This is a genomic window from Xanthomonas sp. WHRI 7065 (genome assembly GCF_040203115.2).
GTDB classification, from domain to species: Bacteria; Pseudomonadota; Gammaproteobacteria; order Xanthomonadales; family Xanthomonadaceae; genus Xanthomonas; species Xanthomonas arboricola.
Genome location: NZ_CP168194.1, coordinates 4912501 through 4934382 on the forward strand (window position 1 = coordinate 4912501; position 21882 = coordinate 4934382).

Sequence of the window (21882 nt, forward strand, 5' to 3'; positions counted from 1 at the left end):
CGCAAGGTGCTGCGCTATCGATCATCGGCGCGCTCGGTAAGAATGCATGCACTAGATAGAGAGCTCCCGATGTCTCCTTCCCGCAGCCTGCTTCGCGATCTGTCCCTGCCTGCGATTGCTGCGGGCTTTGTCACGGTGCTGGTGGGCTTTGCCAGTTCTGCAGTGATCGTGTTCGAGGCGGCGCGTCACCTGGGCGCGGACCAGGCGCAGATCGCCTCGTGGATGTGGGCGCTCGGCATCGGCATGGGCGTGACCTGCATCGGCCTGTCGTTGCGCTACCGGGTGCCGGTGGTGACGGCCTGGTCCACGCCGGGTGCGGCGATGTTGATCGGCAGTGCGGCCGGGGTGCCGTTGCGCGAAGCGGTCGGCGCGTTTGTGCTGGCGGCGGTGCTTGGCATGCTGGCCGGCTTCTCGGGCTTGTTTGAGAAGGCGATGCGGCGCATTCCGATCTCGCTGGCCTCGGGCATGTTGGCCGGGGTGTTGTTGCATTTCGGGCTGGACCTATTCGTGGCGATGCAGAGCCAGGTGTGGCTGGCACTGGCGATGCTGGCGGCCTATCTGGCCGGGCGGCGCTGGTTTGCGCGCTATGCGGTGATCGCGACCTTGTTGGTCGGCGTGGCGATTGCGGCCGGCAGCGGGTTGATGCAGTGGAAGAGCGTGCAGCTTGAACTGGCCCGGCCGGTGCTGGTGGTGCCGTCGTTGTCGTGGGCGGCGTTGTTCGGGCTGGCGATTCCGTTGCTCGTGGTCACCATGGCCTCGCAGAACGTGCCGGGCGTGGCGGTGATCCGCGCTTCCGGCTACGCGGTACCGATCTCGCCGACGATCGGCTGGATCGGGGTGGTCAATACGCTGCTGGCACCGTTCGGTGGCTATGCCTTGAACCTGGCGGCCATCACCGCGGCGATCTGCATGGGCCGCGAGGCGCACGAGGATCCGGCGCGGCGTTACACCGCCGCGGTGAGCGCGGGCGTGTTCTATGTGCTGATCGGCGTGTTCGGCGCGACCGTGGCGGCGGTGTTTGCCGCCTTTCCGCGCGAGCTGGTGATGGCCATCGCCGGGATCGCCTTGCTGGGCACGATCGGCAACAGCCTGGCGGCCGCCTTGCAGCAGGACAGCGAGCGCGAAGCGGCCTTGATCACCTTCCTGGTGACCGCATCGGGACTGACGCTGGGCGGGATCGGCGCCTCGTTCTGGGGCCTGGTGGCCGGGACGATCACCTTGCTGGTGTTGCGACCGCGCGCCTAGGGCAGCGATCAAAACGACGGCGCGCACCGCCAGGCGGGCGCGGCCGATGCGCGGAGTCCTCAACACTGCGGTACTTCCGCTCCGTCCGCTCCGTCCGCACCCCGCTGGCGACTGCTCGCGACGTTTGCCAACCACTCCTGGCCGCGCCAGACGATTCGGTTGCGGGCCGCGCTTATTCCGGGTCGCGTAGCTGCAGCAGCCAATGGGCAGTGACGCCATTGGGGCTGGGCAGCGGTTCGAGGTGGAACTGGCGATAGACCGGCGCGCCCCCCTGCGAGCGCAGCGGCAGGGTGACATAGGCGGCGCGTCCTTGCCGCAGCGCGTCTTCGAGCAGCTCTACCTTGGACGGGGCGGCATCGCTGGCCAGCAGGGACAGGATGTCGCAACCGATCAGGTCGGCCACTTCGGTCTGGCTGAGTTCTGCGAAGGCCGGATTGACGAACATCAGCCGGTGCGCGTCCGCGCTGCCGCGTTCGATGATGGCCACGCCATCGCGCAGGCGCGAAAGCGAGGCTTCGAGCAAGGTGAAATCCTGCTGGAAGCGCTTGCGCTCCATCAGTTCGATCAGCACGCGCAGGCTGCGCGCCGATTCCAGGTGCAGCGGCGACCAGCGTCGCGCGCGACCGCGCACGGTTTCCTGCCACAGGTCGAAGCTCTTGCGTGGCGACAAGCGCGAATTGGGAATGTCCTGCAGCTTGGCCAGCTGCGGATTGCCGGCCCATTTGACCTGCTGAACCTGCTCGCGGCGGGTCCACAGCAAGGCGCTGCGCGACTGCGGCATCAGCGGCACGAAAATGAAACCGGCCGCCAGCGGGGCGAGGTCGGCCAGCTCGGGGAACACCTCGCCGATCGCATCCACATGCAGGGCGCCGACCGCATCTTCGCGCAGGGCATCGTGGTGTTCGGATTCGATGTGGTCGCGGATGCGGCGCAGCGCGGCCGCGTCCGGGGTGCTGCCATGCCGGCTGATCTCGCCGCCATGGAAGATCGCCACGCCGTCGGCGTCGACCACGTCCATCAGGTCGGGCGCCATGTCGGCGAGCATTTCCACGGTCATCTGGTCGGCGTCATTGAAGTCGGTGATCAGCTTCTCGCGCACGGTGAGCAGCACCGATTCCATGTGCGCACGCGCCACCGCCTGCAATCCGCCGATGCGCCCGGCCAGCGCGCGGGTCACCGCATCGGTGGCATCACGCATGGCGTGGCTGGTGAAGTGCGGGCTGTAGTGGTGGCAGGCGATCAGCCCCCACAGCGCGTCGTTGACAACAATCGAGGACACCAGCGTGGCGGTCACGCCCATGTTGGCCAGGTATTCCAGATGCACCGGCGAGACGCTGCGCAGGCTGACATCGCTCAGGTCCACCGGGGTGCCCAGGCGCGGATGCAGGGTGGGTTCGATCGGCGAGGCCCGATAGCCGACGTCGGCGATCTGGCGGACGCGGTTGCGCAGGTACAGCGCGCGCGCCTGGGCCGGGATGTCGGTGGCCGGGTAATGCAGGCCGAGATAGGCATCCAGCTCGGGCTGGCGCGCTTCGGCGATGATGTCGCCATTCCACTCTTCGTCGAAGCGGTACACCATCACCCGGTCGAAGCCGATCATGCTGCGCAGCCCCTTGGCGGCGCGCACGGCGGCTTCGGCGATGCCGGGATCGCGCTCGATGCTGCGCAGCAGCGGCAGCGCTTCGCGCAGGGTGACGTCCATCAGGCGTGCGTCGCGCGGCTCGATTTCCACCAGCCACTGCTCCGGATACAGATGCCAGGCGGCCACCCAGGGGTGGTCGGTGGGTGCTGCACGCAAGGGAAAGCGCACGTCGGCATGCAGCAGGTGCTGCGCCTGGTCCTCGACCGCGAATGGCTGCTCGCCGGGCAGTTCCAGCACGTGGGTGTAGACCATGCCCAGCAGCTCGGCCAGCGGCACGCCGAGCAGGTCGGCGGCGGTGGTGCTGGCCTGCACGATGCGGCCGTCGGCCGGCTCGATCACCAGCAGCACGCCGTACGGCTGGATCAGGCCGGGGATATGGATCGGCTCACGCGCACAGACATCCATATCCAGGGGTTCGGTGGGCTGATTCACGGGCGCGGCTCCGCTGCAAGACAGGTGTGGAAGTGGGCAAACATGCGCTGCGCACCGTCGATGGCGGCCTCGCGCGCGGAAGAGGTGTCCAGGCGTTGATCGAGCACGGCCTGGAAACGGCGCCAGCCGGCCGGGTCGTCGTTGGCCAGTTCGAAATAGCGCAAGGCATCAGCCAGCGCGGGCTGCTGCTTGCGCAAGGTGCGCGCGATCATCCGCCCGCCGAGTTGCGAGCCTTCGATGACGTAGAGCATGCCCCAGCGCGCGGCATCGTTGCCGGCGGCAGGCGCCGCGATGGGCGCCTGCGGCGGCTGCCCGAGCGTGTGCAGGTCCTCGCGCAGGGCCGGGACGCGGCGGCGATACTGCCAGCCGGTGCCGATCAGGGTGCTGAGCCAGTCGCTCAGTTGCGCTTCGAAGCCGGCCAGCAGCGCATGGTGCCGGCGCAGGATCAGCGCGTAGGCAGCGCGATCGACCTGCCCCTGCCCCAGCGCCTGCATCAGCGGAACCGTTTCGACCAGGCGGTGGGTGTCCTGCGTGGCATGGCGCAGCACGAGCGCGGCCGAGGGCGGAACAGCCAGGGTGTCAGGACACATAGGGAGTCGAGGCGGTGCCGCAGCACGGAGGACACCAGCCTAGCAGTGACTGCGCAAATCAGATAAATCGGGCGCGAGCACAAGCTGAATAGGTTGGCATCACCCCTGTGCCGCGGGGGCCATGCCGGCCCCCCGCCCCGCCCGGCGCCAGGCCATGACCCAGCCTGCGGCCAGCAGAAAACCCGCCAGCAACCAGGGTGCGCCGGGCAGATGCAGCGGTGCGCCCGTGCCGATAAACCAGGCGAACACATTGGCAAACAGCAGCGGACCGGCAATGCCGGCCAGACTGACCAGGCTGGTCAGCGCACCCTGCACGCGGCCCTGCGCATCGGCGCCGACCTCGCGGGTGATCAAGGCCTGCGCGGCCGGGGCGGCGATGGCCCAGAACGCGCTGATCGGCACGCCGATCAGGAACGTGGTGCCGCTGTCGGCCAGCCCGTAGATGACGAAACCGACCACCCCGCAACCCAGACCCAGCAGCAGCGCATGGCGTTCGCCCAGCCAGCGCACCAGCCGGCCGACCAGCAGCGCATTGACGATGATGCTGCACACGCCGACGCCGGCCAGCACCCAGCTCACCTCGCGCGGGCCCCAGTGGTATTGATAACCGGCGAACAGCACGAAGATGCTGGGATAGACGTAGTGCGCCAGGTTGGCCAGAAACACCACCGAGGCCAGGCCGAACACCTGCGGATAACGGCGCAGCAGTTTGAGCGCGCCGAGCGGGTTGGCATGCGACCAGTCCAAGCGTGGCGTGCGGCGTTCGGCAGGCAAGGATTCGGGCAGCACGAACCAGCCATACAGCACGTTCACCAGCGCCAGCCCGGCGGCAAACCAGAACGGCCAGCGCAGGCCGATGCTGCCCAGCCAGCCGCCGATCAACGGCCCGGCGACAAAGCCAATACCGAACGCGGCGCCAAGCATGCCGAACGCGCCGGCGCGTTTATCGGCCGGAGTGACGTCGGCGATGTAGGCGTTGGCGGTGGAAAAGCTGGCCGAGCACACCCCGGAGATCACCCGCGCCAGCAGCAGCATCGGCAGGGAATGGGCGACCGCCATCAGGATGAAGTCCAGGCCCAGCCCCAGGCAGGAAAGCAGGATCACCGGGCGGCGGCCGTAGCGGTCGGACAAGGTGCCCTGCAGCGGCGAGCAGACGAACTGGATGGCGGCAAACAAAAAGCCGAACCAGCCGATCCAGCCGGCGGCGATGGCGTAGTCGCCCCCGGTGAACTGGCGCACCAGATCCGGCAGCACCGGAATGATCACGCCGAACGACAGCACGTCGATCAGCACGGTGATGAAGATAAAGATCAGCGCGGCGCGGCGCCGGCCCGTGGCGGGAGCGGAATCTGCTGGGAGGGACATCGCGCTGCGCAGTGGGGCGAAGCGGCGAGTGTAGCGGTGGACTGGGTGGCGCAGTTGTGGGGATGAGCTGTCGCCTGATACGCCCAACGCCCCCATCACTCAAAGCCCCTCTCCTGCGGGGCGAGAAGGCATGGCTTGCGCGCCACTGGCGCGCGTGCCCTGAAGGGCCCGCGCCTCATGCGTGGGCCGGGGCGCCGAGCGCGGGTTGGGATGAGGGTATGGACGAAGCCACAGGAATTGTGAGGTGACACGAGGCTTCGCCCGCACCCTCGTCCGCCCCGCCGGGGCCCCTTCTCCCGGTGGGAGAAGGGAGCCGTGCTGCTTCTTTCCTGTTTTGGAAGGCAGCGCAGGATCTGGGCGATCCTGGTGCCAACTTGCGCTTACTCGACGCTGATGGTCTGGGTCAGCGTGTGGCTGGCACCGGGGGCGAGTTCGATGACGTCCGGGCCGGCGTTGGCCGCTTCCAGGCAGACGTAATCGCGCCAGCCCTCGCCCACGTCGGCCATCTTGGCGGCTGCCTCTTGGCCCGGGTTCCAGGCCACCAGCGAGCGGCTGCCCTGGGTGGCGATGACGATGCGGCGGCCGAGCACCGGGTCGGTCAGGGTGTAGCGGCCGCCGGCGTTGGTGTAGATGCGGTCGCTGCGGCCGGGGTCGCGTGGGTCGCGCAGGCTCCAGTCGCCCTGCTGGCGGTGGGCGGTGGCGTAGTTCTCGTACTTGTCGAGGTAGTCCAGCCCGTCCAGGCCCTGCACGCTGACGGTGAGCGCGTCGCCGACGCGGAAGTAGTTGTGCAGCGCCTGGGTGAAGCGCACCGGGGCCGGGCTGGTGTTTTCGGTGATCAGGCTTTGTTCAAGGGTGCGGCCAATGCGCAGGGTCATGCGCAGGCGCAGCGCCAGGTCGTCGAAGCTGGGCGGAGTCAGCGTGAGCACCAGGGTGCCGTCGTCCTCGCGCCGGCTCTCGGTGAGCTGCCAGGGCACGGTGCGCACGAAGCCATGCGCAGGGACCTCGCCGGTCTGGTCCTGGCGGCCGAAGTACGGCCAGCACACCGGCGCGCCGCCGCGGATCGGGGTGGGCGGCTGCTTGGCGGTGGGCGACAGCCACATCACGTCCTGCCCGCCCTTGGGCACGAACGACAGCAGTTGGCCGCCGAACAGGCTGATGGCCGCAGTGGAGAACGGGGTGTCGATCAACAGCGAGGGAAAGCCGTGGAAGTCGCCTGTGCGCAGGCCGGTGAGGTCGGACATGGGGGGTGCCTTCTGGACGATGGGGGATTGGACGAATGCGGGATAGGCGGCCGGCAGCTTGAACGCCGTGGCGCGGATGGCCGCCGCGCCGGCGACCGGCGGGGCGGCGCGCAGGGCGGTAAGGATGCGTTGGCCGGGGCGGCCGTCGGCCGGCTGCAGGCCCAGGCGGGTCTGCTCGACCTGGATGGCGCGCCGGCTGGCGGTGCCGATCATGCCGTCGGCCTCGCCGATCAGGTGGCCGCGGGCCAGCAGCAACTGCTGCAGTTCGCGCCGTTCGGGGCGGCCCAGGCCGGGGTCGTCGGTGGGCCAGGCGGCGACCAGGCCGGCGCCGCCGCGCAGCCGGTCGGCGAGCAGGGCGATCGACAGCGCGTAGCTTTCGGCGGCGTTGTAGGCGTAGATCGCGTCGTAGTTGCGGAACACCAGGAATGCCGGGCCGGTCGCACCGGCCGGCAGCAGCAGGGCGGCCGGGGTGTCGGCGGGCAGACCGGCCGGTGCCAGCGCCTTGCCGTCGGTGCCGAGCAGGCCGGCGTTTTGCCAGGCCTGCAGCGGTTGGCGCCGGGTGCGGCCGGCCTTGCTGGCATCGAAGCCGGCAGGCAGGCGGACTTCCATGCCCCAGGAGCGGGCGCGCTCCCAGCCGGCCTTGACCAGATAGTTGGCGGTGGAGGCCAGCGCGTCGGGAATGCTGGCGACCAGGTCGCGGCGGCCGTCGCCGTCGCCGTCCACCGCGATGCGGGCATAGGTCGAGGGCATGAACTGGGTCTGCCCGAAGGCGCCGGCCCAGGAGCCGGTCAAGCCATCCGGCGACAGATCGCCTTGCTGCAGCAGGCCGAGCAAGGCGAGAAATTCGCCACGGAAGAACGGCTGGCGGCGGCCCGCGCACGACAGCGTGGCCAGCGAGACCAGCAGCGGGCGCTTGCCGGTGACACGGCCGTAGTCGCTCTCCACGCCCCAGACCGCCACGATGGTGGCCGGATCGACCCCGGTCTGTTCGGACAGGCGGGTAAGCAAATCGCGGTGGGTGGCCAGCATGGCTTGGCCGTCGGCGACACGCTGGCTGTCGACCAGGCTGGCGAGGTAGTCCCAGATCGGGGTGGTGAACTCGGGCTGGGCATCGAGCAGCGGCAACACGCTGGGATCGGGCGCCAGGCCGGCGGTGAAGCGCTGGAAGTCGGCGGCCCCCACGCCCTTGGCGGCGGCCTGGGTCTGCAGGCCGGCCAGGCAGCGGTCGAAGGCCGGATCGGCGCAGGCGATCAGCGGCGCCAGCGCCAACAGCGCAGGCAGAACGCGCCGGGTCGGCATCACGGCACGATGGCCGGCGTGTGGACGGAGGTCATGCGGTGGAGCGCTCCTGCGGCAGGTCGAGCCGCCGAGGATAGCCAACCTGGCTGGTTGCAGGCGTGCAGGTCGTGATGTCGCGACGGTATCGTGCGCTGCGGTGGTCGGCAGCGACACGCAGGGGTGACTGTGCGGTACGCGCGCTTTTCAGAGGGGTGAGTGCGGCGCAGAGGCCATGTAGCGCCAGTCAAAGGGTGATGTTGCGCGCCAATGGAGTGGCGTTGGTCCGGCCCGCTTGGTGAGGACGCCGCGGCAACCCAGCCGCGTCGATCGCCGCGCCTAGCTGCCGTCGCCGGTGATGCCGGTCAGCAGCGACAGCGCCGGGCTGGAGGGGCTGGTGTCGGACATACGTCGGGCGCGCGCCCTGCGCGGGGCGTCGTGGCGGGGGCCGAACCAGATCAGTGCCGTGGCCAGGCACGCCGGCAGCACGATCGCGAACACCACGATGGCCACAAGCACCCACTGCCAGAGATTGAAGGTTGCCATCATCGTGTCCGCCCCGCGGCGAGCTCCGCCGAGGCGGCAAGCTTCCGGGATCGGCTGCGAACGTGGCGTCGAGAAAGCACGGCCTTGCCTGCCGTTCGTCGGACGAACGGGGGTGCCGGCTATCGCGTCAGCTCACGCGGGCGATGGAGACAGCTCGCGTGATTGCAGCAGCAACGCGGCGCATTGATCGCCCCGCACGCTCGCCGTTCCAGCCAGGCTCCGGCAACGCGCGTTGCCACGGGGTCCGTCTGACGCCCGGCGGCTTCAGGCAAACCGCTCCAGCAGGAAATCGACGAAGCTGCGTACCGTGACCGAGCGCCAGCGGGTTTGGGGATAGAGCACACTTAGTGGACGGTGCAGCTCCCGGTCCTGAAACAGCCGCACCAGCCGGCCCGCTTCCACGTCGGCACGCAACAGGAACGCCGGCTGCAGCACGATGCCCAGGCCCTGCAAGGCCGCCAGGTGCAAGGCCGGGCCGCTGGTGAGATGCAACTGCGCGCGCGACAGCGGGCCGATTCGCTCGCCGGTGTAGTCCTGCCACTGGCCGAGCGCCTTGGCATCCATCCCCAGGCATTGGTGCCCGGCCAGCTCGGCAAGCCGTTGCGGGGTACCGTTGCGGTGCAGATAGGCCGGCGTCGCGCAGCACCACAGGCGATAAGGCTGCAGCGCGCGCGCCACCAGCGAGGACTCGCCCAGCGCCCCGATGCGGACGGCTACATCGATGCCCTCGTCGACCAGATCCTGCACCCGATCGCTGAGCTGCAGATCCAGGCTCACCTGGGGATGGCGCTGCAGATACTCGCCAAGCACCGGCGTGAGCCCATAAGTTCCGAACGACACCGGTGCGGCGACCCGCAGCGGCCCGGCCGGTTCCAGGCGCTGACCGTCGGCCTGCACCTGTGTATCGGCGACCAGCTCAAGAATCTCCCGGCAACGCCCGTAGTAGGCCTCGCCAAACGCGGTCAATCGTTGCCGTCGCGTGGTCCGCACCAGCAACTGCAGACCGAGACGTTGCTCCAGGGCGCGCAGGTGGTTGCCAGCCATGGTCGGGGAAATGCCATGCGCTTGCGCCGCCGCGGCGAGGCTGCCGCCGTCCACCACGCGGACGAACACCTGCATGCTGTCCAGCAGATCCATTCAACACTCCTGGTTGCCAATCAATGCAGGATAACGGCGTTTATCGCGGCTCGATAACGGATCAGGCTGGGGCCCTCACTCAGACGGACGTTGTCGATGGATCTGCAATTGCGTGAACACACGGCACTGGTGACCGGCGCCAGCACCGGAATCGGCGCCGGCATCGCCCGCGTGCTGGCGGCCGAGGGGGTACAGCTGGCGATCACCGCGCGCCGCGCCGACAGGCTGGAACAGCTGGCCAGCGACATCGCGGCACAGGGTCACCCGCGCCCGCTGGTGATCCCCGGCGACATCACCAGCGCGACCGAGATCACGCGCATCGCCCGGGATGCCTGCCAAGCGCTGGGCCGGATCGAGATCCTGGTCAATACCGCCGGTGGCGCACGCCCTTTTGCGCTGGAGGCCAGCGATGCGGACTGGGACGAAGCCTTCGCGCTCAACTTCGGCAGTGCCCGGCGCATGACCCAGGCCCTGCTGCGCGGCATGCGCCACCGGCGCTGGGGCAGGATCATCAACTTCAGCGGCAGCATGGAGCCCCGCGAGGTCAACGGCGCCGGCGCGGCGAAGGCAGCGCTGCAGTTCTGGGCCAAGGGAATGGCCTCGCAGCTGGCGGCCGAGGGCATCACGGTTAATACCATCGCACCGGGACGCATCAACTCCGAACAAGTGCTGGACAAGCTCCATCCCACGCCGGAAGCGCGCCAGGCCTTCATCGCGCGCCATGTGCCGATCGGCTACTTCGGCGAACCCGACGACATCGCTCATCTGGTCGCCTATCTGGCCTCGCCCCTTGCACGCTATCTGACCGGTGAGGTGATTGCCGTGGACGGCGGCCTGCACGCCTTCGCCCACTAGTACGACCGACCACCGACGTTACCGAGGGCCGGTAGGGGCCCGGCAGGCCGATATCGGCCGCAGCGTCCAGGGCCGCGGCCGCAGCGGCGCGGTGCCCGCACGCAGGTGCCGACGAGCGTTAGACCCTGCCGCGTCCTGGTGGTGTCCCGGCAGCGACAGTGCCGGGCCGTGCTCAGCGCGCGTCGAGGTAATACCAGCGGCCGTCTTCGCGCACGAAGCGGCTGTGTTCGGTCATGCGCACCGCGCTGCCGCCGCCGATGCGGTAGCGGGCCAGGAACGCCACTTCGGCGGTGTCGGTACCGGTCTCGATGGCGCGTTGCACGGTCAGGCCGAGCCAGGTGGTGCGGCCGCCCTCGTCCAGCGACAGCTCGGGTGGGCGCGTGGACGGATGCCAGCTGGCGAGCAGGTACGCCACATCGCGGCGGACGTAGGCGCTGTAGCGCGCACGCATCAGGGTTTCGGCATCGGGCGCGGCAGCGCCGGCGTGGTAGTGCCCGCAGCACTGCGCGTAGGTGGCGGCGCGGCCGCAGGGACAGGGATCGGTGGGTATGGAAGTCGGCATCTGGTGATTGTGCGGGAATTGGGAAGCGGCGAAGTGGGAGTCGGAGTTTCTGCGCGTTTATGCTGTCGCCCCGTCGTGCGGAGCGCCGCCTTGCTGGAACTGATTCCCACCGAGTTGCCGTGGCTGCTGTGCATCGCTTTTGTCGCCGGGCTGGTGGATGCGGCGGTCGGCGGCGGTGGCCTGATCCAGTTGCCGGGATTGTTTGCCACCCTGCCGCAGCAGGCGCCGTCGCTGATCCTGGGCACCAACAAGTTCAGCGCGATGTTCGGCACCGGTGCCTCGGCATGGCGCTATGCGCGCACCGTGCGCTTTCCGTGGCGGCCGGTGCTGTACGCCACGGTGGCGGCGTTTACGTTTTCGTTTCTGGGCGCGACCGCGGTCAGCCTGATGCCCAAGCAGGCAGTGCGGCCGCTGATCCTGGTGCTGCTGATCGCGATGCTGGTCTACACGCTGATCAAAAAGGACTTCGGTGCGCTGCATCGGCCACGCCAGATCGGCCGGCGCGAACTGATTACTGCCTTGGCGATGGGCGCGGCGATCGGGTTCTACGACGGGTTCTTCGGGCCCGGTACCGGCAGTTTCCTGATCTTCCTGTTCATCCGCTTCTTCGGGCTGGACTTTCTGCGCGCCTCGGCCGCGGCCAAGGTGGTGAACCTGGCCACCAACCTGGCGGCGCTGTCGTTCTTCCTGCCCAGCGGCCAGGTGATGCTGGCGATCGGCATCCCGATGGCGGTGGCCAACGTGGCCGGTGCGGTCGCCGGCACGCGGATGGCGCTACGCGGCGGCACGCCGCTGATCCGCACCCTGTTCCTGGTGCTGGTTATCGTGCTGATCGGCAAGATGGGCTGGGATCTGCTGCACGGCGTTTAGAAATCCATACTCAGCGTCGCCGACAAGGTGCGCGGTGCGCCGGGATAATTGGTGGTCTGCGTCACCGGTTGCTCGATGTAGAAACGGTTGGCGACATTGCGCAGCATCAGCGCCAGTTGGTAACGGCCACCGAAGCGGTACGCCGCCGAGGCATCGAAGCGCGTGTAGCCGGCAATGCGATAGCTGTTGGCGAGATCTCCTTCGCGCTCGCCCACATGCACCGCGCCGGCGCCCAGGGTCAGGCCGTACAGCGGCCCGCTGGCGACGTGATAGGTGCTCCACAGACTGGCGCTGACCCGCGGTACGCCGCGCAGGCGGTTGCCGGCCGGGATGACGGTGTCGCGGGTGACCTGCGCATCCAGATAGCCGGCGCCCAGAATCAGCCGCCAGTTCCGGGTGAGCTCGCCGGTGATGTCCAGCTCCAGCCCGCGCACGCGTTGCTGGCCGGTGACCAGCACGAAGCCGCTGTTGTCCGGATCGCTGGTGGCGACGTTGTCCTTGGTGATCTGGAACGCGGCGGCGGTGGCGAGCACGCGGTTGTCGAACAGCGCGCTCTTCAGGCCGAGCTCGTACTGGCGGCCGGTCTCCGGTGGTGCACTGCCGCCGGAAAACAGCGTGGCGCTGCGCGGCCGGAACGACGTGGAGGTATTGGCGTACAACGACAGCTGCGGCGCCGCCTTCCACACCACGCCGATGCGCGGCGATGCACGCCGGCCGTCTTCGCGGGTGCGCGCGCCGTTGTCGATGGTGGTCTGCTGCACGTCATCCCAGCGCACGCCGGCCAGCACGTCCCAACGCTCGCCGATGCTGATCTGGTCCTGCACATACAGCGCGGCATAGCGCGCATCGACATCGATCTCGCGGGCCGGCACATAGCTGCCCGGCAAGGGGCCCTGCACCGGGTTGCGCACGCTGATGCGGGCCAGCGGTGCGCGCGCTTCGTCGGTGTGGCGATGCGCATCGACGTACTCGGCGCCGGCCAGCAGCTGATGGCCCAGCGGGCCGGTGGCGAAATGCGCCAGCGCTTCGGTCTGCGAGGTCGTTGCGCGCACCTGCTGGTCCTGGCGCACGGCGCGGCGCTGCAGGAAGGCGCGGTCGGCGCTGAAGCCGGTGAAGTCGGCCACGTCGCGGCCGCTGTCGCCGTCCTGGTGATTGAGGATCTGGCGCAGCGTCAGCCAGTCGTTGGCGTCATATTCGATGCGCCCGCGTGCGGTGCGCGAAGTGCCGTGATTGCGCGACCACGGCTCGCCGAAGCTGCGCTCCGCCGGGCCACGCACCACCCCGTCGATGGCGACCAACCCGCGATCGCCCGGGCTGGTCTGGCGGGTGTAGTCCAGATCCAGATCGGCGCGCAGCTGCGCGTTCGGCCGCCAGGCCAGCGAGGGCGACACGAACACGCGATCGCCATCGGCCTGCGCGGCGCGAAAGCTGCCGGTTTCCTGCGCGGCGGCGCTGAGCCGTGCCGACAGCGTCGGGCTCAGCGGGCCGGTGACGGTCGATTGCACGCGGCGCAGGCCATGTTCGGCCACCTGCACCGATGCGTTGCCGCCGAACACCGCATCCGGGCGCAGCGTGACCAGATTGATCACCCCGCCGGGTTCGCCGCGTCCGTACAGCACCGCGGCCGGGCCCTTGAGCACTTCCACCTGGGCGACATTGGCCAGATCGCGCACGGTCTCGGTGAAGTTCTGCGCCGGGTTGAGCAGGATGCCGTCGACCGCATACGAGGACGCTTCGAAGCCGCGGATGACGAAGGTTTCCGAGCGATTGCCCTGGGTGCCGCCGGGCTGCACGTTGGAGACATTGGCCACCACATCCACCAGCCGGGTGAGCTGCTGTTCGTCGATGACCGAACGCGGCACCACCTGGATCGCCTGCGGAATGCGCTCCACCGGCGTCTGCGTGCGGGTGGCACCGGCAGCCTTTTCCGGCCGGTACAGGGCGCGCTTTTCGCTGACCACGATGGCGTCGAGCAGGCTGGCCTCCTGGGCAGCGGCCGGCATGGCGGCAAACAGGGACGCGAACAACAGGTGGCGAGGCGCAGGCAGTGGGGTCATCGGGATCTTCAGCGGGACGATGTGCGCTAGCGGGCACATCTGGGCCGATAATGATAACGATTCTTATCTACGCGCGCCCACTTGCTGCGCTGCTGACCTGGACGCCTGCGACCGCAGCGCGGTGACGCAGGCATCCAGGTGGCGCGCTCAGCGTTTTCCGCGCGGCTTGCCTGCAGATCCGCGCGTGGACGCAGCCCGTGCCTTGGCCACGGGCTTGGCTGGCGCGGGCCTGGCCGCGCTGCGCGCCGCAGTTGCCCTGGTTGCCTTGGTTGCGCCACCCAGCGATGTGGTGGCGCGCCTGGTCGCTACCGTCGACTTGGCAGCGGGCTTTTTCGGCGCTGCCGCTGTTGTCGCGGCTTTGTTCGGCCTGGCAGTCGGTTTGACGGACGCGGTCGCGCGCCTGGATGCCGTCCCGGTGTTCGCTGGCGTTTTGGCCGGTTTGGTCGGCGTTGCCGGCTTGCGCGCTGTGCCCGCCGCAGGCGATGCACCCCTGGCTGATGCAGGTTTGGCTGGTGCAGTCTTGGCAGATGCGGCCTTGCCCGCTGCGGCCTTCGCCGCTGCCGACTTGCCTGATCCCGCACGTGCGCTGGCAGCGACTGTTTTTGATGGCTTCGGCGCGGCTTGAACGGCCGGCGTCGATGCCGGCGCGACCTTGCTGGCGCGCTTGCTCGCCCCGGCTGCTACGTCGTCCTGTGCAGGGACGTCCTGAAGTGCCGCGCCCTCAGCGCCAGAGACGGCACCGGTGCTGTCTATCCGCGTTTCACCCTGCGTCGAACGCGGTGCATCCTCGCGCTGCGCAGCACTCACCGCCTGTTCCGTCAACGCTGCAGCGGCCTCGTCCCCGCGCGAGCGCTCGGGCAACTGGAGTCGCTGCGCCTGCTCGTCGTATTCGATCAGCAGCACGCCGGAGTTGTGCCGGCCGCTGATTTCCACAAAGCAGGCACCGCCGATGAACGGCTCCAGCGTCATCACCGATTTCAGCGGCGTGGCCACCACCATCTGGAAACCGAAGTTCTCGAAGATGTTCATCGCCAGCGCGGTGAATTCGTTGTCGGCCTTGTCGAAGGCTTCGTCCAGCACCACCGCGCAGTAGCGCGGCAGTTCGCCGTCTTCGCCACCGAGCTGGTAGCGCAATGCGGCCGCCAGGCAGGTGGTTGCCAGCTTCTGGCGCTGACCGCCGGATTTGCCGGCGCCGCTGCGGTAGATCTCCACCTGCGCGCGGGTCTGCGCATCCAATTCGACACCGATGAATTCCACATGCTGGCGCACGTCCAGCACCTGCTCGCGCCAGCGGCGTGCGTCCGGTTCCTGCGCGCCCAGGCGTGCCACTAACTCCCGCAGGGTGGAAAACTGCGCTTCGGCCAGTGCGCGGTCTTCGGTCTGTTGATGCGACAGCACCGCGCGCAGCTGTTGCTGGAATTCCTGCACCTCGCCCAGGCGACGGTCGCTGACCTCGATGGTCAGCAGCGTGCCGCGATTGAACGGCACCTGCTCCAGACTGGCGTTGACCTCGTCCATGCGCTGCTTGATGCCCTTGTGGGCCTCGGCGGTGTGGCGCTGCAGGGCCAGCAGGTTGTTCTTGCTCTGGGTCTGCAGCAGATCGAAGAAGCGGTGCTCGTGGCGCGGCAGGCCATCGCTCTCCAGGCGATCCAGGCGCGCGAGAAAATCGTCGGCACTGGCCAGGCTCACGGTGAAATCGCCGCTGTCCTCCGGCCATTGCTGGCAGTACTTGCGGAAGCAGTCGAGCAGCTGCGCGCTGAGCCGGCTGTCGCGGCCCTGGCTCTCGGCCAGTTGCTCGGCCAGGCCACGCTCGACCACGCGGAAATGCGCCTCCAGATTGTCCAGCGACAGCGGTGCCAACGCCGCCAGGCGCTCGCGCAGGCCCTGCAGCTGGGTGGGCGTGAGCGCGGCGGTGCCGGCACGGCTGGCACAGGCAGCGTGCTGCTGTTCCAGCCGGACCCGCTCGCGTGCCAGCTGCGCGCGCTCCAGCCGCACGTCCTCGTAGGTGCGCTTGGCCTGGTCGCGCAAGGTGCGTGCAGTCTCGATCGCCTGGCCGAGCGCGCGCAGGCCGCTGTTGCCTTCGCGCAGCTGCTGCAGCTGTTCGTCGATATCGCTCAGGCGCTGCAGCTTGGGGCCGACATCAATCTCGTCCCAGTCGCGCTCGACCAGCGTGTGCGCGGCCAGCTGCCGTTCCTGGTCCTGCTCGCGTTGCTTGCGCAGCGCGGCCACGTCGGCATCGCAGCTGGCGATGCGCTGGGCAAGCGTCTGCGCTTCGCGCTCGAACACCTTGAGCTTGTCGCGGTTGTCGTGGCCCAGCAACCAGCGCTTGCGGTCGTTGACCGCATGGCGGTCGTCCTTTTCATAACGGTCGCCGGGATGCTTGACCTGCCCTTCGCGGGTGATGGCGCGGTCGGCATTGCGCAGCGCGGCGGCGTTGTCGACGCATTCGTAGTCGAAGCGACGCATCAACTCGTTGCGCAGCCACTCGGTGAAGGCATGCTCGCGCAGCTGCAGCTTGCCCGGCAATGCACGCGCATCCGGCGTGCGCGCATGCAGCGCATCGTTGCGGCGCACCCGGAAATACACCAGCCGCGTGCCGAGCTGGGTGCGGTTGACCCATTCGCTGACCTGCGCGTAATGGCGGTCGTCCACCAGCAGCGACTGCGCAAAACCGCTCAGCACGCGCTCGATCGCACCGCGCCAGGCAGATTGATCCTCGCGCACCTGCACCAGTTCGCCGACGAACGGCAACGCCGCTTCGGCAATGCCGGTGTCCTCGCACAGGCGCGCGCGCAAGGCCTGCATCGGTGCCGGCATGCTGGACGGCGCGCGCTTCAACGCATCCAGTTCGGCGCGGATCTCGGCAAAGCGCCGCTCATCGTCGCGGCGCGCACCCATGCGCTCGGCGATCGCCTCATCCAGCGCGCTGGCGTCGTGCTTGCCGTTCTCGAGCACGGTCTGCGCGTACGCGATCTGCTCGGCAAAGCCGCTGGCGCCTGCGGCCAGGGCGGTGCCGAGCTGGCGGCAGGCCTGTTCGATCTGCACGCGCCGCCGCAGGCGCTCGTCGCGCTCGCGCTCGACCCGGGCGCGCTCGCGTTCGAGTTCCTCGATCTGCTCGCCACCGGCGGCGCGTTGTTCGCGTTCCAGCCCGGCGAGCTTCTGTTCGTGATTGTCCAGCGACTCACGCCGCTGGCCTTCTTCACCGGCCAACCCGCGGTCCTGGCTGTCGAGTTCTTGCAGGCGCGTCTCCAGCAAGGCCAGACGCTGCTGTTCGCGGTAGCTGTCCACGCCCAGCTGCAGCTCGCGCAACTCGCCGACGCTGTGGCGCAGGGCCATCAGCGCCGCATGGTGCTCGCGTGCCGGGCTGAGTGTTTCCACCTGCCGGCGTGCGGTGACCACCGCATGGTGTGCGCCATCGAGTTCGGCGAAGTCCTCCACCAGCCGGTCGGCCGCCTCGAACGTGCGCGGCTCGTCCAGCATGAAGCCGCGCAGGAACACATTGAGATCGCCCAGGTTCTTGGCCGACTGGGTCTTGTGCAGCAACCGCAACGCCATCTCGTTGCCGATGCCCAGCGCATGCCGAAAGCGCTCTGCGTAGCCGGCAAAGCCGTCGAAATGCGCGACCTCCTCCCCAAGACGTGCCTTGAGCCTGCGCAGATCCAGATCGAAGCCATCCAGCTCGCTGGCCACATCGAAGCTGCGCGGCGCGACCATGTAATGGCGGCGCACATCGGCCGCGGCATTGCCGCTGCCGGCGATCCAGAACAGGCGAATCAGGCTGACCGTCTCGCCGTGCGCGTTGCGGTATTCCAGCACCAGCGCCGACCAGGTGGCGCCCTTGCGCAGGTATTGGGTGGCGATCTCGCCCGAGGCGCTGTCCTGCTGATCGGCCCAGGCACCGCGCACATACGACACCAGGCTGCGATCGCGCCCGCTGCGCTCGGCCTCGCGTGCGGCGGCGTTGAAGTCGACGATGCTGGGCGGGGTCAGCAACGCCGACATCGCATCCAGCAGGGTCGACTTGCCCGACCCGGAGCGCCCGACGAACAGGAAGCCCTTCTCGGCGATCGGCACCTCGGTCAAGCCGTTGAACGTGCCCCAGTTGTGCACCTGCAACCGCCGCATGCGGAACTGCTGCGCGCGCTGCTCGGCAAGCGAATCAGTGAACAGGGACGCGCCCGGCTGCGCCGGCGACAGGTTGGACTGGGAATTCATGGCTCACTCACCAAAACGGGATGACGGGTAACGCTGAAGACGACTCACATCAGGACTGTTTGTAGCGGGGTGTTGCGTGTTGCTGGGCTGGTGGCGGTGCTGTGGTCTGGGAGCGATTCGGTACGGCCCCTTCGCGGCCGGGGCCGCTCCTACGGGTGCGGTGGTCTGCGTTGACGTGGGGCGGCGGCGGCGGCGGATAAGGGAGCTGGATGCCTTGCTGCAGCCCGTGGAAAAGTGATCGCGTTTGATCGGGCGTGAGAGCCGACATCCGTCGCACAACGCACGACTACACAAACTCCGCGCATCCCGGGCGCCATACATCGGGCATTGCGATCGGCCGTCCGCTCATCCGCGCTTCGGGCAGCTTCTCCCGAGGGGAGAAGGCACTTAGTCGAGCGCAACGTCACCCTCGCGCAAGCCGCGATACGCCACCACCAGGGCCTGCACGTCTTCGGCCGAGAACAGCAACTTCAGCACCGGCGAGACCTCGTAGCGCTCCTCGCTGCCGCGCAGCCGCGACAGCAACTGGTTCTCGCGCATCTTGCCGATCGCCGTCAGCACCCGTCGCGCGAATCCGGCGCGGTCGGTGGACACGTTCTTCTCGTAGACCGACAAGGCCTCCACCAACTGCGCCTCGTCCACCACCGCACGCTCGCCGCGCGTATCGGCTTCGGCCAGTTGCTGGCGCAGGAACAGCAGCAGCACCGACTCGATGAAGGTCAGCGGGGCGCTGCGCAGCAGGGTCGGCGATTCCAGCTCGGCGGTGTCGGCCTGCCGGGTGAAGGCCACCCCGCCCTCGCGGTCCAGCACCAGCTCCAGGAACAGCTCGCACAACACCTGGCGGATCGCCGCCTCGTTGCGCAGCAGCGCAGGCCACAACGCGCCGTGGCGTTGCGCATCGATGCTGGGGCCGGCCAACAGCTGGCACAGCGCGCGCCGCGCGTCGAACGGCAGCGTGCCGGTGTCGCCCAGGAACAGTTCGCCGCGCGGCTGTGCAGGCGATGTCTCCGTCAGCGGCGTGCGGCCGGCATCGACCGACGCGCCGCTGTCCTCGTCCGCATCCAGGCGGGTGTCCTCAGTCCAGTTCATTGCGTTTCTCCCGGGTGAACCACACCAGCGGAATGCGTGCGCGCCGCAGGGCGCCGTCGCCGCCTTCCCATTGCACCGTTTCCATCTGTCCATCGATCACCACGCCGTGGCGCGTGCCCAGCGACAGGTAGCCGATCACGCTGCCCAGGCCCTGCGCGGCCGGACGCTGCTGCAGCGCATCGCCGATGGTCAGGCGCGGGCGTTGGCCGAGCAGCTCGTGCAGGTCGCGGCGCAGGCTGCGCACGTCGATTTCCGATTGCGCGACCAGATCGCCCACGCTGTCGAGCGAGATGTCTGCCGCATCGGCGGCCTGCACGCGGCCATCGACCTGGGTCAGGCGCGGGTCGTGCAGGCGCCATTGCGACAGCGAACGCAGGCGGGCCGCGCTCAACGCCTGGGTGTAACCGGTGGCGGTGGTGGCGTGCAGGCTGTCGCGCAGCTGTAAGGCTTCGCCCTGCGCCTGCTTGAGCAATTGATTGAGCCGGCGCTGCTCCAGATAGCCGCGGCTCTGCACGAAACCGCGCAGGCTGCGGGCGAAGTGCTGCATCACCGTGTGCACCTCGCCGCCGCGCTCCAGCAGCGTGCCGGTCAACCCGCGCAGGAAGGCGCGCTCGCGCCGGTCCAGCTTGCGCGCGAAACCGCGTGCCAGCAGCGCATCCAGCGCCTGATCGAGCTGGCTGCTTTGCTGGGTGTCGTTGAGCAGGCTCCAGAACGCCTCGAAGGTGCGCCCGGCCTCGCTGTCGGCGATCACGTCCACGCCGTTGAACAGCTGCTCCAGCACGTCGCCGCGCGCGCCTTCGTCGTCGATGATGCGTTCGCGGAACTGGCGGTTGAGCTGTTCGAAATCGTCGCGCACGCGATGGAAATCTTCGGCCAGCTCGTCGGAGAGATGGATCAGGTCGCGGGCACGCTCCAGCGCGCGCTTGCCATCCAGCGCGGCCACGCGGCCGGAGGCCACGCGTTCGATCTCGGCATCGATGCGCGCGCGTTCTTCGCGCAGGGCGGCCAGGCGCAGCTCCGGGTCGGCTTCGGTCTGGCCCGCCAGCTGCACCAGCTGCTGGATCACCAGCGACAGGCGGCTTTCGGTGGCGCTGCTGCTGCTCTCGCGCAGGCCGACGATGAAGCGGATGGCCTGGGTGGCCGCGCGCGACAGCTCGTATTCTTCTTCGGCCGCGCCCTCGGGCAGGCGGCGTTCCAGCCAGCCCTGCGCCAGCCAATGCGCCAGATAGGCCTGCGCGGTGCGTGGCAACTCGCGCGAGAGTTCGTCGGCGCGCAGCGCGTCGAGCTGGCGTTGCAGGCGCTCGTGCAGCACGGCCGAGGGCAGGCGGCGTTCGCCGTCCAGCAACACCGTCTGCAGCAGGCCGATCAGCTCCGGCGCGTGGTCGGCGGCCAGCAGTTTCCACACCGGCTGCTCGCGCAATTGGCGATAGCCGGCGATACGTGCCTGGTGCTTCATGGCGACGGCAACGGCTGCCTCAACGCTTGCCGCCCACTTCGATGAACTGCAGGAACTCGGCGCGGGTGCGCGCGTCCTCGCGGAAGCTGCCCAGCATCTTGGAGGTCACCATGCTGACGCCGCGCTTGTGGATGCCGCGGGTGGTCATGCATTCGTGCGAGCCTTCCACCACCACGCCGACGCCGCGCGGCTGCAGCACATCCTGGATGCACTGGGCGATCTGCGCGGTCATCTTTTCCTGCACCTGGAAGCGCCGCGCATAGCTTTCCACCACGCGCGCCAGCTTGCTGATGCCGACCACCTTGCCGCGCGGCAGATAGCCCACGTGCACCTTGCCGATGATCGGCGCCATGTGGTGCTCGCAATGGCTTTCGTAGGAGATGTCGCGCAGCACGATCAGCTCGTCGTAGCCGGCCACTTCCTCGAAGGTGCGTTCCAGGTATTCGCGCGGTTCCTCGCGGTACCCGCTGAACCAGTCGCCATAGGCTTCGGCAACCCGGCGCGGGGTATCCAGCAGGCCTTCGCGGGCCGGGTCTTCGCCGGCCCAGCGCAGCAGGGTGCGCACGGCATCTTCGGCCTGGGCCTGGGTGACGGGGGAATCGGGCTGGTCGGACTGGCTCATGCGCAGGGTGCACCCAAAGGGGGCGAGCATGGTACCCGAGGACGGGCCGGCGGCCCCAGTGGCGGTTGCGCCGGCTTGCCCGGGTTCAGTGACTATTGATTCATTGTTGAATTGATAGCATCCTATCTATTATGACGAACAGCGTTCTCTCTCCCCGCGCCCAGCTCAGCTCCGGCCTGCTGGTCGCCGCCCGCCAGTGGCAGCGGCTGGCCGACCAGGCATTTGCCGAATTCGGGCTGTCCAGCGCCTGCACCGGGCCGTTGTTGATGATCGGCCGCTCCGGCGGCGGCATCCGCCAGGTGGCGCTGGCCCAGCAACTGGGCATGGAAGGCCCCTCCCTGGTGCGGCTGCTGGACAAGTTGTGCGCGCAGGCGCTGGTGCGCCGCGAGGCCGACAGCAGCGACCGCCGCGCCAACCAGCTGTGGCTCACCGACGCAGGCCAGGCGCTGGTCGGGCGTATCGAGATCCGCCTGGATGCGCTGCGCGCGGAGGTGTTTGGCGCGCTCAGCGAGGCGCAGGTGCAGGTGGTGCTGACCTTGTGGGAGCAGATCGCGCAGGCGCACGCGCGGCTGAGTCAGTCCGACTGAGCCCGCTGTCGGGCGTCGCGCTGCGACGCCGGTTGTGATGTTCCGGATGGCCCGGTGCGCATTGCGCACGGCGCCGGACGTGGTTGTTCCCCCTTG

At 68.8% G+C, this 21882-nt stretch carries 15 protein-coding genes and 1 pseudogene; 4 read left to right on the forward strand and 12 right to left on the reverse strand.

The window, feature by feature from the left end:
- Positions 1-69 precede the first annotated feature (69 nt).
- Complete coding sequence (locus tag ABQY64_RS20430; protein ID WP_349779552.1) at positions 70-1245, forward strand: benzoate/H(+) symporter BenE family transporter; 1176 nt, start codon at positions 70-72, stop codon at positions 1243-1245.
- Positions 1246-1417: 172 nt separating this feature from the next.
- On the opposite strand, the gene bphP is transcribed toward ABQY64_RS20430, so the two are convergent.
- The 6 genes from bphP to ABQY64_RS20460 all read right to left on the reverse strand — a co-directional run bounded on the left by bphP (position 1418) and on the right by ABQY64_RS20460 (position 9473).
- Complete coding sequence (gene bphP, locus ABQY64_RS20435) at positions 1418-3319, reverse strand: bacteriophytochrome BphP (RefSeq protein ID WP_349779553.1); 1902 nt, start codon at positions 3317-3319, stop codon at positions 1418-1420.
- Positions 3316-3909 (reverse strand): biliverdin-producing heme oxygenase, encoded by a 594-nt coding sequence (locus ABQY64_RS20440; protein WP_016904736.1) that lies wholly within the window; start codon positions 3907-3909, stop codon positions 3316-3318. The genes bphP and ABQY64_RS20440 overlap by 4 nt, the downstream gene beginning before the upstream one ends.
- Positions 3910-4008: 99 nt before the next feature.
- On the reverse strand, positions 4009-5274 hold the full coding sequence (locus ABQY64_RS20445) for a TCR/Tet family MFS transporter (protein ID WP_349779554.1): 1266 nt from the start codon (positions 5272-5274) through the stop codon (positions 4009-4011).
- A gap of 380 nt (positions 5275-5654) precedes the next feature.
- Positions 5655-7814: a lytic murein transglycosylase gene (locus ABQY64_RS20450; RefSeq protein ID WP_374151325.1), complete on the reverse strand. Its 2160-nt coding sequence runs from the start codon at positions 7812-7814 to the stop codon at positions 5655-5657.
- Between the two features lie 315 nt (positions 7815-8129).
- Entirely contained in the window at positions 8130-8336 is a 207-nt protein-coding gene (locus ABQY64_RS20455; protein ID WP_039518438.1) for a hypothetical protein, read from the reverse strand.
- A gap of 264 nt (positions 8337-8600) precedes the next feature.
- Positions 8601-9473, reverse strand: a complete 873-nt coding sequence (locus tag ABQY64_RS20460; RefSeq protein ID WP_102585275.1) for a LysR family transcriptional regulator — start codon at positions 9471-9473, stop codon at positions 8601-8603.
- Positions 9474-9569: 96 nt separating this feature from the next.
- Here ABQY64_RS20460 and ABQY64_RS20465 point away from each other — a divergent pair, with 96 nt between their 5' ends.
- Entirely contained in the window at positions 9570-10328 is a 759-nt protein-coding gene (locus ABQY64_RS20465; RefSeq protein WP_349779556.1) for an SDR family oxidoreductase, read from the forward strand.
- Between the two features lie 172 nt (positions 10329-10500).
- On the opposite strand, the gene ABQY64_RS20470 is transcribed toward ABQY64_RS20465, so the two are convergent.
- Positions 10501-10890: a YchJ family protein gene (locus ABQY64_RS20470; protein WP_065033326.1), complete on the reverse strand. Its 390-nt coding sequence runs from the start codon at positions 10888-10890 to the stop codon at positions 10501-10503.
- Positions 10891-10980: 90 nt separating this feature from the next.
- Here ABQY64_RS20470 and ABQY64_RS20475 point away from each other — a divergent pair, with 90 nt between their 5' ends.
- Positions 10981-11760 (forward strand): TSUP family transporter, encoded by a 780-nt coding sequence (locus ABQY64_RS20475; RefSeq protein ID WP_181098469.1) that lies wholly within the window; start codon positions 10981-10983, stop codon positions 11758-11760.
- On the opposite strand, the gene ABQY64_RS20480 is transcribed toward ABQY64_RS20475, so the two are convergent.
- The 5 genes and pseudogenes from ABQY64_RS20480 to folE form a co-directional block, all read right to left on the reverse strand.
- Complete coding sequence (locus ABQY64_RS20480) at positions 11757-13817, reverse strand: TonB-dependent siderophore receptor (RefSeq protein WP_349779557.1); 2061 nt, start codon at positions 13815-13817, stop codon at positions 11757-11759. The genes ABQY64_RS20475 and ABQY64_RS20480 overlap by 4 nt on opposite strands.
- Before the next feature lie 822 nt (positions 13818-14639).
- Positions 14640-18032 (reverse strand): annotated as a pseudogene (locus tag ABQY64_RS20485) (ATP-binding protein); the annotation flags it as partial.
- A 387-nt stretch (positions 18033-18419) separates the two neighbouring features.
- A complete protein-coding gene (locus tag ABQY64_RS20490; protein WP_016902175.1) occupies positions 18420-19121 on the reverse strand; it encodes a DUF4194 domain-containing protein in 702 nt (233 codons plus the stop codon).
- Entirely contained in the window at positions 19108-20577 is a 1470-nt protein-coding gene (locus tag ABQY64_RS20495; RefSeq protein WP_016902174.1) for a DUF3375 domain-containing protein, read from the reverse strand. The genes ABQY64_RS20490 and ABQY64_RS20495 overlap by 14 nt, the downstream gene beginning before the upstream one ends.
- 19 nt (positions 20578-20596) lie before the next feature.
- Positions 20597-21199 (reverse strand): GTP cyclohydrolase I FolE, encoded by a 603-nt coding sequence (folE, locus tag ABQY64_RS20500; RefSeq protein WP_016902173.1) that lies wholly within the window; start codon positions 21197-21199, stop codon positions 20597-20599.
- Positions 21200-21330: 131 nt separating this feature from the next.
- Here folE and ABQY64_RS20505 point away from each other — a divergent pair, with 131 nt between their 5' ends.
- Positions 21331-21786 carry a MarR family winged helix-turn-helix transcriptional regulator gene (locus ABQY64_RS20505; RefSeq protein ID WP_047129764.1) on the forward strand — a complete coding sequence of 152 codons (456 nt, stop codon included), beginning with the start codon at positions 21331-21333 and terminating at the stop codon, positions 21784-21786.
- Positions 21787-21882: the final 96 nt, after the last annotated feature.

Bases quoted from the DNA above. Each gene is read 5' to 3' on its own strand.
- ABQY64_RS20440 (WP_016904736.1), bottom strand. From the start codon at position 3,909: ATGTGTCCTGACACCCTGGCTGTTCCGCCCTCGGCCGCGCTCGTGCTG.
- ABQY64_RS20495 (WP_016902174.1), bottom strand. From the start codon at position 20,577: ATGAAGCACCAGGCACGTATCGCCGGCTATCGCCAATTGCGCGAGCAG.
- ABQY64_RS20480 (WP_349779557.1), bottom strand. From the start codon at position 13,817: ATGACCCCACTGCCTGCGCCTCGCCACCTGTTGTTCGCGTCCCTGTTT.
- ABQY64_RS20460 (WP_102585275.1), bottom strand. From the start codon at position 9,473: ATGGATCTGCTGGACAGCATGCAGGTGTTCGTCCGCGTGGTGGACGGC.
- folE (WP_016902173.1), bottom strand. From the start codon at position 21,199: ATGAGCCAGTCCGACCAGCCCGATTCCCCCGTCACCCAGGCCCAGGCC.
- ABQY64_RS20450 (WP_374151325.1), bottom strand. From the start codon at position 7,814: ATGCCGACCCGGCGCGTTCTGCCTGCGCTGTTGGCGCTGGCGCCGCTG.
- ABQY64_RS20455 (WP_039518438.1), bottom strand. From the start codon at position 8,336: ATGGCAACCTTCAATCTCTGGCAGTGGGTGCTTGTGGCCATCGTGGTG.
- ABQY64_RS20465 (WP_349779556.1), top strand. From the start codon at position 9,570: ATGGATCTGCAATTGCGTGAACACACGGCACTGGTGACCGGCGCCAGC.
- ABQY64_RS20505 (WP_047129764.1), top strand. From the start codon at position 21,331: ATGACGAACAGCGTTCTCTCTCCCCGCGCCCAGCTCAGCTCCGGCCTG.
- ABQY64_RS20445 (WP_349779554.1), bottom strand. From the start codon at position 5,274: ATGTCCCTCCCAGCAGATTCCGCTCCCGCCACGGGCCGGCGCCGCGCC.
- ABQY64_RS20470 (WP_065033326.1), bottom strand. From the start codon at position 10,890: ATGCCGACTTCCATACCCACCGATCCCTGTCCCTGCGGCCGCGCCGCC.
- ABQY64_RS20490 (WP_016902175.1), bottom strand. From the start codon at position 19,121: ATGAACTGGACTGAGGACACCCGCCTGGATGCGGACGAGGACAGCGGC.
- ABQY64_RS20430 (WP_349779552.1), top strand. From the start codon at position 70: ATGTCTCCTTCCCGCAGCCTGCTTCGCGATCTGTCCCTGCCTGCGATT.